Raw genomic sequence first — 13,378 nt, 5'->3', positions numbered from 1 at the left:
CGACCATTCATTCCTTTAATATACAGCATGCGAACAATTCACAGAATCAATAAACAAAACGATCTTTCATTTATGATTCAGGATTCAATGCGGAATTTCTGCTAATCTTTCTGACACTTGTCGGAAGTATCGGTCTGCCGCGCCAGAATTCTGTCGCGAGTCTTGCTCGCCATTAAGCCGGGGTTATCACACTAAAATGAATACCACTACTATTGTTCTTGCCTTGGCAGCCATTGTTGTAATATCGATTGTCGTTATTGTCGTCAGTCAAATGCGCGAAAAGGCACGAATTGAGCGTCTTCGGAAAATCAATGCGCTCAGAGACAACTATAAGCGGTGTGACCGCCTTCTTTCTGATATTCCCGGGCAATATCTGACTCCTGAACTCAAGCTTTTATTGCTCAAACGCATGGAAGATATCTGCAATGACCTGGCCGGCCTCAAATCTGACCTGCCCATCGGGAAGTGGCGCGAGTCTGCACAACAAAGAAAAACCCTGGTTCGGGAAAACCGCGACGAGGTAAGGCCTGTAAAGATCGACTCAGTTGAGAAATCGAACTACGCCAAAGAGCTGCTGCAAAACCTGTTCAAACTGATTGAATCCATGCACAAAAGTGGCCGCATAGACGGCGCAACAGCCAGGAAAAACCTCAAGTACATTTTGTTTCTGGTACACAAAACTCATGCCGATTTGCATGTTTTCCAGGCCCGCGACCTTATCCGTCAGAACGAGATACGCAAAGCCATCCACGCTTACCATCTGGCCAGTACAGAAATGGGCAAATCCCAGGACAACCCGCTTGCCGTTAAAGCAGTCAAAAGCTTCAGAATACGGATCAAGGAGCTGGAAGCGCTGATCATAGAAGGGGATAACGCCAAAGCTTCAGAATCTGGCTCACAGCTCGACAAACAGTGGGACGATTTTCTTCACGATGAAGATTGGAAGAAAAAAGCCGACTACGATGACTAAAGGCTTCAAACACCGCCTTTCGTATCGCCTGACCCGCGACACGGTTTTGATCGCGATGGTGCTTGGGGTTATTCTTAATATTGTACAAATCACCCTGGATTACTTTGCCGCCCGGCACTCCATGGAGGGAGACATTCAAGCGCTGATAGAAATCAGCCACAGCCCCGCTTCCCAGATTGCCTATAACATCGATATTCGCTTGGCTGAAGAGTTGCTGCACGGGCTCCTCCGACACCCGGCCACCATTGACGCCAGAATTGTCGATAGTGATGGCAGTACCATGGCGGCTGCCAGCAAGCGCAGCCAGGACTCACCCTATCGTTGGATCAGTGACCGGCTGTTTGGCTCAAGCATGGTGTTCAGCCAGCAACTGCGGGTTACCCAGCTAAGCAGCCTCTCGTTGGGGCAACTTGTTGTAACCATTGATACTTACCACTACGGCTTGCAGTTTTTAGAGCGCGCGAGTTACACGCTGATTAGCGGGTTTCTGAAAAGCCTGATTCTTTCAGCTTCCTTACTTGGCATTTTTTATCTGTTGCTGACAAGACCAATGCTCAGTGTCATCAGCACACTGAGCGAAGTAAAGGCAGGTTCGCCGGAAAAGATACGGTTACCCATCCCCCCAGGCCACCAACAGGATGAGATTGGCGCAATGGTGGGGATCATCAACCAGCATCTGGAAACAATAGATATCACCCTGGCCCAACTGCGGGAAGCAGAAAGTGCCATGAAAAATTACTCCAGCGAACTGGAGCATGAGGTCGAAAGCCGGACGCGGGAAATATCCGACAAGAATCAGGCACTGCAGCGGGGCAACCGGGCACTGATACGAGCCAAAGAAGACGCCATGCGCAGAGCCCGGGCAAGGGCAAACTTCCTCGCCAGCATGAGCCACGAAATACGCACCCCCCTGAACGGCGTGCTTGGCATGCTGGGACTCGCTATGGAGAGTGAGCCTGACGCCAGCAGACGCCACCGCCTTGAAATCGCTTTTTCTGCAGGTGAAAGCCTGCTTGGCATTCTTAACGACATTCTCGACATTTCAAAAGTCGAAGCCGGAAAGCTCAACCTGGAAACCATTCCCTTTGATGTGCGCGGCTTAATTGACGAGTGTGCAACACTGCATACTCAGCAAGCCCGGAAAAAGGAGATTGAACTCGTTGCAGAAACCGAACCTGGCTTTCCGAGCCAATTCCTGGGTGACCCGACCCGGGTCCGTCAAATACTGAACAACCTGTTAAGCAACGCGATCAAGTTCACTGATAAGGGCAGCGTTCGCATAGACGCAAGTTACGCCGCTGGCACCGTGACTATTAACGTGTCCGATACCGGTATAGGAATGAGCAAAGAAGGCCTGCGCCGGATCTTCTCGCCCTTCTCTCAGGCCGACAGACAAACCACACGTTTGTATGGCGGCACAGGCTTGGGCCTGACACTTTGCCGCCAATTAGTTGAGCGCATGCATGGTAAAATAACAGTCGAATCCAAAGAACACCAAGGGACCTCCTTTACTGTGACCCTGCCTTTGCCGGTATATAACAACAAGGACATCAAGAGCACGGAACAACCCTCAAAGGCCTTCGGTTTAACCAAGGGCACGGAGTCGTCCCAAGACCCGTTACGGATACTGCTGGTTGAAGATAATGAAGTAAATCAAATGGTGGCCCGCTCCCTATTGAAAAAAATGGGGCACCACGTCGACATTGCAGAGAACGGCCAGTTGGCACTGGAAGCTCTAGGGCAACTGCATTACGACCTGGTGCTTATGGACTGTCAGATGCCAGTGATGGATGGCTACGAAACAACACGAAGAATCCGCAAAAACCCTTCCTGGAAAAACCTGCCGATAATCGCAGTTACAGCCAACGTGATGCAGGGAGACAAGGATGATTGCTTTGCCAGCGGCATGAATGATTACATCACCAAACCCTACAACCGCAGCCAACTGAGTGAGGCGATCACTCGTTGGGCACCGCTCCAGCACCCTGAGTCTCAATAGCCCTTAGCACGTCATCCAACTCATGCTTCAGAGCAATCAGGCGCTCTGGTTCAACATCCAGGCCGCAGAGCAGTTTCACTGGTACCTCTGCCGCACGCTTTCGGAGATCTGAACCCTGAAGGGTCAACGATATTGCCACCACTCGTTCGTCTGCCCGACTACGCTCTCTATTGATGAGTCCGCGCAGAGCCAGTCGCTTCAGCAATGGCGTAAGCGTGCCTGAATCAAGCCGTAACCGGCTCCCAAGATCTGAAACCCGAGTTGCCTGGCCCGTTCGGGCGCGCTCCCAAAGTACGAGCATCACAAGATACTGGGGATAAGTTAGCCCAAGCTCTGCCAGCAAGGGCCGATACCGTGAGGTAATCGCCCGGTTGACCGTATAAAGACTAAAACAAATCTGGTTATCCAGCGCTAGCAAATCGTCCAAAATCACTACCTACAGCAGTTTCTCAATATCGGCCTTGATGTCCTCAGGCTTGGTGGTGGGCGGGTAACGGTGCAAAACCTTACCATCGCGACCTACCAGAAATTTCGTGAAATTCCATTTCACTTTTTCCGATCCAAGAAGCCCTTTCGCCTCCGCCTTCAGGAACTTGAACAAGGGATGTGCGGTATCTCCGTTTACGTCAATTTTTGAGAACATCGGAAAATCGACACCGTAGTTCAGGCTGCAGAACTCGCTGATAGCATCGTCATCAGCAGGATCCTGATTCATGAACTGATTGCACGGAAATCCGAGCACTTCCAGGCCCTGCTCACCCAGCTCTTCATGCAACGACTGCAAGCCTTCAAACTGCGGTGTCAATCCACATTTGCTCGCGGTATTGACTATCAACAGAACCTTGCCCTGATAATCGGCCATGGCCCTTTCATTGCCTTTGATGTCTCGAACAGTGAAGTCATATATGGAATTGCTAGCCACCTGCTTCTCCTAGGCTGAATCATGAATACCTGCGAATGCAGGTGCTTTTCACGCTGGCACTTTTATATTGTGCACGATTTAATTGGAGGCTATATGGGAAAGCATAGTCATGCAAGGTTTTTCTCAAGCAGAAATTGAAGCAATTTTGAAGCAATATAGTGCTAACCCGCCATAATTCATCACAATTCCCCTGTTGCCGTTACCCCCGCCTCCGCTAGAATAGAGGTTTGCCTTTACGGCAGCTGCCTGTTTTACGTTTATTGACTGAGGAAGCCCGGGTCTTATGCAGAACTACTACAAATCCGCCAAACTGGATAACGTGTGTTATGAAATACGTGGCGTAGTGATGCGGGAAGCGCGCCGGTTAGAAGAAGAAGGACACCGGGTACTCAAGCTCAATATTGGCAATCCTGCCGCATTTGAGCTGGATGTTCCCGAAGAGATCCAGCAAGACGTAATCTACAACATGCAGCAAGCTCAGGGCTACGTAGAGTCGAAAGGCCTGTTTTCTGCTCGCAAGGCGGTCATGCACTACTGCCAACAAAGAGGCATCGAGAAGGTCGACATAGACGATATCTTCCTGGGTAATGGTGTCAGCGAACTGATCGTGATGACCATGCAGGCCATGCTCAACACCGGCGATGAGGTGCTTATCCCTGCACCGGACTACCCGTTGTGGACAGCAGCCGTAACGCTTTCCAGCGGCAAACCTGTGCACTACCGTTGTGACGAGGAACAGAACTGGTTCCCGGACATCGACGATATCCGGAAAAAGATAACAAACCGCACCCGTGCGATCGTGCTGATCAACCCCAACAACCCCACGGGCGCTGTTTATAGCCAGGAACTGCTGGAACAAGTTATCGAGCTTGCCCGCCAGCACAACCTGATTGTGCTTTCAGACGAGATCTACGACAAAATCCTCTACGACAGCACACAGCACGTCTCTACTGCTTCGCTGGCAGATGACGTGCTCTTCTTTACCTATAACGGGCTTTCCAAAAACTACCGGGCTGCAGGTTACCGCTCTGGCTGGATGATCATCAGCGGCGCGAAGCACCGGGCCAAGGATCTGCTGGAAGGCATAGACATGCTTTCTAACATGCGGCTGTGCGCTAACGTTCCCGCACAATTAGCGATTCAGACAGCGTTGGGCGGTTACCAGTCGATCAACGATCTTGTCGCGCCAGGCGGGCGGCTTTATGAACAAAGAGAAACAGCCTGGAGAATGCTGAACGACATCCCTGGTGTGAGCTGCGTTAAACCCCAGGGTGCACTGTACCTGTTCCCGCGACTGGATCCGAAAATACACCCGGTTGTCAATGATGAAAAACTGGTTCTGGATCTGCTGCTACAAGAGAAAATTCTTCTGGTTCAGGGCTCTGCATTCAATGTCGATGACAAGCAACATCTTCGGGTTGTTTTTCTGCCCCGCAAAGACACGTTGGAAGATGCCATGCTCAGGCTCGGTAACTTCCTGAGCAAATACAGACAGTAAAACGACAGGCAAAATAAGAAGTGGTTTATGGCTGACATACATATCGAAGAGTTCTACAAAGACGCAGCCGTTGCTCTTGTGCAGTTATACAGCGCCTTCCCCCGGCGGGTAAACTTGTTTGTAGAGGATATTGCGGGCCCGGACGAGCCAGATGAGTTCGGCCTGCACAGCAAACGCCACATGGCATGTTTTGGCACTCTGTTATGGCTGGCAGAAGAAGGGTTTCTTCGATATGTGGATACCATACGGCAAGACGCGCTTGATCAGGCAGTGCTTAGCCAAGAGGCCTTTATACGCTTGAGCACGCCAGCGCCCGACACTCTGGTGCAGGAACTCAGTGGCCCGGGCGACCTTGCGGGGGGGCCATTGCCGCCTTCGCTAAAGGAAGATTTCTCCAGCCACATTCACCTTCTGCGCACCACACTGAAAAACCGCCATTCCTTGCACATTGCGCAGGCTGTGCGAGCTACTCTATTCACGAACAAACCAAGCTATTAAACCGCGGCTCAGCGACAACTAGCCTGCAGCTTCACCACTCAAACTTTCAGTTTGAAACCTATGGCGCGAAAATTATCCTGAAGGGACTTGCTTGTGCCTTTTAGCTGCACTTTCAGGCTTGAGCACTCCCGCCGAACCGGATAATCACGGCGAAGTCGATCAAATGCGACACTGCGCTCTTCTTCCGAGGTTTTCTTCATTGCATGTCGCAGGCGCGCATCGTCATGACGCGGATCGTAACAAGCTCGCAAGGCAATACAGATAGCGGCTTGCTCTTCCGCCGCACTGGTAAACGACACTTTGCTCAGAGCTGGCTCTGGAAGAAATTGTCCAGCCTGCTTGCGGGTTGGCAGACCAAGAAGTTGGCTTACCGCCTGATAGATCATCTCAGTCCCCTGAACCTTCCCCTCGAGGCTATAGCCGGCAATATGTGGCGTAGCCAGCCAGACTTTTTTCACCAATTCCGGATCGATCCCTGGCTCCTGCTCCCAAACATCAAGAGCTACCAGCGGCGCGTCGGCTTCATCCAGACGGTCGCGCAGCTCGGCGTTGTTGACCACCTCGCCCCGCCCGGAATTAATCAGAAGCTGATCAGAGGTTAATCCGGCAAGCTCCCTCTGACCGATCATGTGATAGGTAACATGCCTGCCTTCACGCGTCAGTGGGGTGTGCAGCGAGATGACATCACAAGCCAGCGCTTCATCCAGACTCACAAAAGCAAAGTCGCCATCAGGCTCGCGCTCCGCTCGGGGTGGATCGCAAAGCTTAACGTTGAACCCCAGGCGATAGAGCTTTTCTGCAAGCTCTCCTCCCACATTACCTACACCAACAATGCCAACGCTAAGCTGCGTCCAATCACCTAGCACGCAACGCTCAGCATACAGACTCAAAACCGCCAGCACATAATCTACGACGCTGTTGGCATTACACCCTGGTGCAGCTGAAAACCGGATGCCTTTTTGCTCAAGCCATCCAAGGTCAACATGATCTGTGCCTATTGTAGCGGTACCAACAAAGCAGACACGGCTTCCCTCAAGCAACGCCCTATCAACCCGGGTAACAGAACGCACCAACAGGACATCGGCATCCCGAACATCCTCAGCACTCATGGTTCGGCCAGAGACACGCCGAATCTCACCTATGTCACCGAAAAAAGCCTCCAGCAGCGGAATGTTTTCATCTGCGACAATCAACATAGTCAGTTCTCGATGCCTCAGTTTCTGCGTGGGCGTGGGCTACGGCCACCCGGTCCACGTCCGCCCTGCCCTTGCTGCGGGCGACGGCCGCGCCTACGGGTAATTGGCGGGTTATCCATTTCGGCCATCAACTCTTCTTCCGGAACGGCTGTTTTGAGTTTCTGTCCGATGTATTTCTCAATAGCTGGAAGTCCAAATGAATCATCTTCCCCTGCAAAACTGACAGACACGCCGGTTTTTCCTGCGCGCCCAGTGCGGCCTATGCGATGTACATAATCTTCAGCACTATCTGGCAGATTATAATTGAACACATGGGTAACACCGTCTACATGTATACCTCGCCCGGCCACATCGGTGGCAACCAGAACCTGAATACTGCCTGCTTTAAACTGATCAAGAGTTTTCAGGCGCTTGGCCTGCGCAATTTCGCCAGACATAAGAGCAACTTTAACGCCCTGATTGCGCAGATCCTCTTCCAGATCACGGCATTGGTCCCGTCGATTGGCAAACACGAGCGCCTTTTCCACTTCTGGCCGCTTGAGGTAGTTCACAAGCACGGGTAGCTTCTCATCATCACCCACCAGGTAAACCGTTTGCTCAACTCGTTCCGCGGTTTTTTGTTCCGGCTCGATTTCCACAAACTCGGCATTATTGGTCCACATGGATGCAAGATTCAGAACGTCCTGATTGAAGGTTGCACTGAACAGCAACGTCTGGCGCTCATCCTTGGGAGTGCACTTACGGATAATGCGCTTCACATCCGGAATGAAGCCCATATCGAGCATACGATCCGCCTCATCGAGGATGAGAATATCGAGCTGGTCAAGGAACACATCCTGAGAACCAAGGAAGTCAATCAGGCGGCCGGGTGTTGCAACCAGAATATCCACAATGCCGTTGTGCAACTGCTCACGTTGTTTGTCGTAGTGCATGCCACCCACTACGGTAACCACTTTATGACCGGTATGTTTACACAGTGCTTCTGCATCTTTGGCAATTTGCATAGCCAGCTCCCGGGTAGGTGCCAACGCCAGAACGCGAGGTTCTGAAGCAAAACGATCGCCTTCCGGTATAGGCGTTTCCAAAAGGCTCTGGATTGCGGTGATAAGAAAAGCAGCCGTTTTGCCGGTTCCGGTCTGAGCCTGGCCGATCAGGTCCTGACACGCCAGTGTCCAGGGCAGGGTTTCTGCTTGTATTGGCGTGCAATATTCGAAACCGATAGTAGTAATAGCGTCTAGCAGGCGCTTGTCCAGATTCAGATCACTGAACCTCAGATTGGCGGTTTTCTTTGGATCAGATGTCATGGAGTCTCAGTTTGCCTCATAGTGTTCTTTAGCAGAATATAATGGAACCACTCGCCGGACATCTTTGCGCCAAGCCGTGCTGATATTCTCACTGGTTCCATAAAAATACTTTAGCGTATCAAAAAAGGTTTGCGCTCGCTGCGGCAGGCCATTGGCCAGGTAATTCGTGGCCTGGTCCAACACTCTGGATCGGAAGCCTTGCTCGTCAGATGCTCCCGCTCCCGACAGATTATCCACACTGATATGAAAATCCGAGCCTGCCGCAATTGAAAACAGCCACTCGATGGCCTGCGGTTTCACCTCAACCTGCTCGAATGCGTGTTGTTGCATAGCAGTTCGCCCGTCAGGGCAATACCAGTAGCCATAATCGTGAAGTGTGCGCCTGTGCTCACCCGCAATACACCAGTGGCTCACTTCGTGCAAAGCACTGGCATAATACCCGTGAGCGAAAACAATCTGCGCAAGCCCATTGGCACTGCTTGCAGGCAGGTATTCAGGTTCTTCGCCGCCCCTGACCAGAATTGTCCGGTAAGTCTCCCGGAACAGGTCATTAAACAGCATGATAAGATCGTTTGGACTGTGATTCATTGGAGCGCTATTGTGCGACTTTAACGCGCCCAATGCCAGAGGGAACTTTCTGTTACCTACCGTGTCCACTCACTCGCAGACCACCGACGGGTCGCTGGCCCACTATGTAACGCCAGCATCCCAATTTGCCATGACACTAAACGGAATATCGTGTACTCCATGACAGCATTATCCTCAGCGCCCAGCATCACCCGCCATTGCCGATTCCCCGTCAGACTGCTGCTTGCCTTCGCTCTACTGCTTTTAGTCGCTGGCCCATCCTGGGCGTTCAGTGGAGGTAACTCCCTGTTTGGCAGTCAGGGAAACCAATTCCTCCCGGCAGATGAGGCACTTCCATTCAGCCACAGTATAGAAGATGGTTCGCTTGTCCTGTTCTGGGACATTACACCGGCGCATTACCTTTACAGGGATCGCATCAGCATCAAGCCTCTGAACACAGAGGTGAGTGCCGGTAATCCACAATATTCCAGCCCTGGCACCGAAACAGAAGACGAGTTTTTTGGAAAAACCACTGTCTTCTTTAACCCGGTTGAAGCCAGAGTGCCCGTCACTTTACCTGACAACATTCGAGAAGCACGCTTTGAAGTAACCTATCAGGGCTGTGCGGAGGCCGGCCTCTGCTATCCACCCCAGACCCGTGAGGTACTGTTCTATCAGAGCCAGGACTCTGGATCGGCTGCACAGGCGCCCGATAACACGGGCTCAGGACAAGCTGGCTCTCCAACCAAAGTAGACACAAGCTCCGCCACCGGGCTTGCCGGCTTTTTATCCCAGCAGTCCACTTTAATGATCGCGGGCCTGTTCTTGCTGCTGGGGCTTGGTTTGACCTTCACACCCTGCGTCCTCCCGATGGTCCCCATCATTTCATCACTGGTATCAAGCCAGAACACCCGTACAACCGGGCATGCAATGCTGCTTGCGTGTAGTTATGTATTGGGAATGGCGCTCACCTACGCGGCGGCCGGCGTTGTCACTGGACTTCTCGGAGCAAGCTTTAACTTGCAAGCTCAACTGCAGTCCCCTTGGGTTCTCAGCGTTTTCGCGCTGATGTTCGTGATATTTGCGCTATCTATGTTCGACTTGTTTGAAATACAACTACCTCGATTCATTCGCGAGCCTCTGAATGACGCGAGCCAGCGACTAACGGGCGGTCGTGTCTTCAGTGTTTTCGGAATAGGCGCTCTGTCCGCACTCATTGTATCTCCTTGCGTGTCTGCGCCGCTCGCGGGCAGCCTGCTTTACATATCGACAACGCAAGATGCTGCAGTCGGCGGTATCGCTCTTTTTGCGCTTGGGCTGGGCATGGGGATTCCACTGATCCTTGTGGCCGTTGGTGGGCGCAAGCTTCTGCCATCCACCGGGCACTGGATGACCACCGTCAAGCACTTTTATGGTGTTATGTTGATTGCAGTCGCTATATGGCTGATTGAGCGGCTGGTTCCAGGCTGGCTTGGGCTGACGCTCTGGGGCGTACTTGTTGCTATCGCGGGTGTTCAACTGGGAGCCTTTGATGCAGCCAAGGCCGGCTGGGAGCGGACCAGGAAAGGCCTTGGGTTGATCTTCTTTGCCTATGGCCTTGCATTGCTGGCAGGCGCTATTGCCGGCGCCAACAATCCACTCGCGCCTTTAGATCCTTTCGTTGCCAAAACAACCTTCAGCGGGGAGCCGGGGCAACCAGCGGATTACGCCAATAGCCACGCAGGCTTTGCCCGGGTAGAAACTCCTTCTGAGATCAAAGCCTTGCTAGCGCAAGCCCGGCAAGAGGGGCGCCCCGTAATGCTGGATTTCTATGCAGACTGGTGCATTTCCTGCAAAATCATGGAACGCAACGTGTTTAGCCATGCTGACGTGATTAGCTCACTCAAACCTTTCACGCTGCTTCAAATTGACATGACGGATAACACCCCGGCTCAGCAAGCCATGCTGGATGAGCTCGGGCTGTTCGGGCCGCCCGCCATCCTGTTCTACAATGGCAATGGCGAAGAAATGGCGCAGCAGAGAGTTCTGGGTGAGATGAACCGGAGTCAGTTCATGGATCATGTAAATGGGCTCACACCCTCCATCTGATCCCCGAGCCAGATCAAAGCCACAAAAATGCTTTTATTCACCCCGGCGTATGAAATAAACAAACTGGTCGCCCTGCTCTATGTGAGTGACCAGTTCATGCCCCAGAAACTGACAAAATCTGGGTATATCCCGTGTCGTTGATGGGTCTGTTGCAGTAACTCGCAGAACTTTTCCAGGCTCGACGTCGTGAATGCGATTGTGAAGCATCATCACCGGCTCTGGACAAAACAGGCCACTAGTATCGAGTTCAGCGTCATACTCGGTAGCACTCACAAATAATCTCCTCTTCTGCATGATCTGTTTTTTCAGAAATACGTGCTAAATTACTGTTTATACCATTAAAACATCTGGAGGTTTGCATGATCCGGGTTCTGATTGAACGCCATATCGCTGAATCACTTGAATCTGCCTATGAGGAACGCTCCCGCAAGGTTCTGCAACGTGCTGTAGCAGCTCCGGGATTCATTTCCGGTGAAACGCTGGTTGATAAAAACGACCCCAACCACCGGATCACCCTGGCCAACTGGCGCTCCGAAACGGACTGGAACCGCTGGTACCACTCCGACGACCGGCGCAATCTGATGGCTGAATTAGTCCCCATGATGGACAAAGATGAAGCCATCACGGTACTTGCGCAGAGCGGCGTTTAACCTGAAATTCAACACGTTTTATTTCGCCTCACGCTGTATTTTTTGTTCTTAATCAATTTTGACAAGTTCAACTTGAACGACTGCGAGGCTATCATAGTAACTCAGCGGGTATACGCACGGGAAAAGGTGCCATGCTGCTGTTCTGGGTGCAATTGACGGTTATCATGAGTTGACCCGCGTCATTGCAAACAGCTAATGGTTTCTCCATACTTGCGCCCGCATAATTTCCCTCTCTGAACCCATTGGTAAGGCTATGAGCACACAAAATCCGAACCTGACATATAACTATAAGGTGGTGAGACAATTCGCCATCATGACAGTGGTATGGGGCATTGTAGGTATGGCACTGGGCGTGTTGATTGCAGCACAACTGGTCTGGCCGTCCCTCAACCTCGATCTGCCATGGACTCACTTCGGTCGCTTGCGACCGCTGCACACGAACGCCGTTATCTTCGGCTTCGGTGGTAGTGCCCTGTTCGCAACATCGTACTACGTTGTACAGCGCACTTGTCAGGCCCGCCTGATTTCGGACAAACTGGCTGCTTTCACCTTTTGGGGCTGGACCGCCATCATTATTGCAGCAGCAATCACGCTGCCATTGGGCTTTACCAGCACCAAGGAATACGCAGAACTGGAGTGGCCAATCGACATCGCTATCGCGATAGTTTGGGTTACTTACGCTCTGGTGTTCTTCGGCACCATTACCAAGCGCAGCACGCCACACATCTATGTTGCCAACTGGTTCTACGGCGCATTCATCATCACCATCGCCGCCCTCCACATTGGTAACAACATGGCGCTGCCGGTCAGTGCTTTCAAATCCTACTCAGCATACGCTGGTGTAACCGACGCGATGATGCAGTGGTGGTACGGCCATAACGCCGTAGGCTTTTTCCTTACCGCCGGCTTCCTGGGCATGATGTACTACTTCGTTCCCAAGCAGGCTGGGCGCCCGGTGTACTCCTACCGCCTTTCTATCGTTCACTTCTGGGCACTTATCGCGACTTACGTTTGGGCTGGTGGTCACCACCTGCACTACTCTGCACTGCCAGATTGGGCTCAGACTGCCAGTATGATCATGTCCCTGATTCTGCTAGCTCCATCCTGGGGTGGCATGATCAACGGCATGATGACCTTGTCCGGCGCATGGCACAAACTGCGCACCGACCCCATCCTGCGCTTCCTGGTGGTTTCCCTGTCGTTCTACGGCATGTCCACCTTTGAAGGCCCGATGATGTCTATCAAGACCGTTAACGCTCTCTCACACAACACTGACTGGACTGTGGGCCACGTTCACTCTGGTGCTCTGGGGTGGGTTGCGATGATCAGTATTGGTGCGATCTACCACCTGATCCCCAAGCTTTGGGGTCTCAAGGAAATGTACAGCACCAGCATGATCAACGTTCACTTCTGGCTGGCGACAGTCGGTACCGTTCTTTACATCGTTGCCATGTGGGTTAACGGCATCATGCAGGGCCTTATGTGGCGTGCAGTCAACGACGACGGCACTCTCACCTACAGCTTTGTTGAGAGCCTTGAAGCATCCTACCCAGGCTACTTTGTGCGCTTCCTCGGCGGCGTTATCTTCCTGAGCGGTATGCTGTTCATGGCCTATAACGTCTACATGACCGTGCGCCAGAAAGATGCAGTTGCCCAGGACAATGCAGCGGTTCAGGCGGCGTAACG

The 13,378-nt window shown here is 52.2% G+C and carries 13 protein-coding genes; 7 read left to right on the top strand and 6 right to left on the bottom strand.

Features of this window, described 5'->3' with window-relative positions; all coding sequences use genetic code 11:
• Positions 1-196: 196 nt before the first annotated feature.
• Positions 197-970: a hypothetical protein gene (locus tag CDH47_RS09625; protein ID WP_100639655.1), complete on the top strand. Its 774-nt coding sequence runs from the start codon at positions 197-199 to the stop codon at positions 968-970.
• Entirely contained in the window at positions 963-2,969 is a 2,007-nt protein-coding gene (locus CDH47_RS09620; protein ID WP_100639654.1) for an ATP-binding protein, read from the top strand. The genes CDH47_RS09625 and CDH47_RS09620 overlap by 8 nt, the downstream gene beginning before the upstream one ends.
• Here CDH47_RS09620 and CDH47_RS09615 read toward each other — a convergent pair.
• On the bottom strand, positions 2,929-3,399 hold the full coding sequence (locus CDH47_RS09615; protein WP_239985710.1) for a MarR family winged helix-turn-helix transcriptional regulator: 471 nt from the start codon (positions 3,397-3,399) through the stop codon (positions 2,929-2,931). The genes CDH47_RS09620 and CDH47_RS09615 overlap by 41 nt on opposite strands.
• A 6-nt stretch (positions 3,400-3,405) precedes the next feature.
• A complete protein-coding gene (locus tag CDH47_RS09610) occupies positions 3,406-3,891 on the bottom strand; it encodes a glutathione peroxidase (protein ID WP_100639652.1) in 486 nt (161 codons plus the stop codon).
• A 283-nt stretch (positions 3,892-4,174) separates the two neighbouring features.
• Between CDH47_RS09610 and CDH47_RS09605 the strand changes: the two genes are divergently transcribed.
• Positions 4,175-5,389 carry a pyridoxal phosphate-dependent aminotransferase gene (locus tag CDH47_RS09605; RefSeq protein ID WP_100639651.1) on the top strand — a complete coding sequence of 405 codons (1,215 nt, stop codon included), beginning with the start codon at positions 4,175-4,177 and terminating at the stop codon, positions 5,387-5,389.
• 27 nt (positions 5,390-5,416) lie between these two features.
• On the top strand, positions 5,417-5,887 hold the full coding sequence (locus CDH47_RS09600; RefSeq protein ID WP_100639650.1) for a hypothetical protein: 471 nt from the start codon (positions 5,417-5,419) through the stop codon (positions 5,885-5,887).
• A gap of 38 nt (positions 5,888-5,925) precedes the next feature.
• Here the strand turns inward: CDH47_RS09600 and pdxB are convergent, their stop codons facing one another.
• From pdxB to CDH47_RS09585, 3 genes are read right to left on the bottom strand one after another with little or no spacing between them, the layout of a single operon-like run.
• A complete protein-coding gene (gene pdxB / locus CDH47_RS09595; RefSeq protein WP_100639649.1) occupies positions 5,926-7,083 on the bottom strand; it encodes a 4-phosphoerythronate dehydrogenase PdxB in 1,158 nt (385 codons plus the stop codon).
• Between the two features lie 17 nt (positions 7,084-7,100).
• Positions 7,101-8,387 (bottom strand): DEAD/DEAH box helicase, encoded by a 1,287-nt coding sequence (locus CDH47_RS09590; protein WP_100639648.1) that lies wholly within the window; start codon positions 8,385-8,387, stop codon positions 7,101-7,103.
• A 6-nt stretch (positions 8,388-8,393) separates the two neighbouring features.
• Entirely contained in the window at positions 8,394-8,975 is a 582-nt protein-coding gene (locus tag CDH47_RS09585; protein ID WP_100639647.1) for an elongation factor P hydroxylase, read from the bottom strand.
• Positions 8,976-9,134: 159 nt separating this feature from the next.
• Between CDH47_RS09585 and dsbD the strand changes: the two genes are divergently transcribed.
• Positions 9,135-11,042, top strand: coding sequence for a protein-disulfide reductase DsbD (gene dsbD / locus CDH47_RS09580; protein WP_100639646.1), 1,908 nt, complete (start codon positions 9,135-9,137; stop codon positions 11,040-11,042).
• A gap of 33 nt (positions 11,043-11,075) precedes the next feature.
• Here the strand turns inward: dsbD and tusA are convergent, their stop codons facing one another.
• Positions 11,076-11,315 carry a sulfurtransferase TusA gene (tusA, locus tag CDH47_RS09575; protein WP_100639645.1) on the bottom strand — a complete coding sequence of 80 codons (240 nt, stop codon included), beginning with the start codon at positions 11,313-11,315 and terminating at the stop codon, positions 11,076-11,078.
• A gap of 86 nt (positions 11,316-11,401) precedes the next feature.
• On the opposite strand from tusA, the gene CDH47_RS09570 reads away from it, so the two are divergent.
• Together CDH47_RS09570 and ccoN are read left to right on the top strand one after the other, a co-directional pair.
• Entirely contained in the window at positions 11,402-11,692 is a 291-nt protein-coding gene (locus CDH47_RS09570) for an antibiotic biosynthesis monooxygenase family protein (RefSeq protein ID WP_100639644.1), read from the top strand.
• 253 nt (positions 11,693-11,945) lie between these two features.
• On the top strand, positions 11,946-13,376 hold the full coding sequence (ccoN, locus tag CDH47_RS09565; RefSeq protein ID WP_100639643.1) for a cytochrome-c oxidase, cbb3-type subunit I: 1,431 nt from the start codon (positions 11,946-11,948) through the stop codon (positions 13,374-13,376).
• The last annotated feature ends 2 nt before the right edge of the window (positions 13,377-13,378 follow it).

Origin of the sequence: Marinobacter salexigens (assembly GCF_002806945.1) — a bacterium.
Lineage (GTDB): Bacteria > Pseudomonadota > Gammaproteobacteria > Pseudomonadales > Oleiphilaceae > Marinobacter > Marinobacter salexigens.
This window is presented reverse-complemented; position numbering and strand designations above follow the sequence as displayed.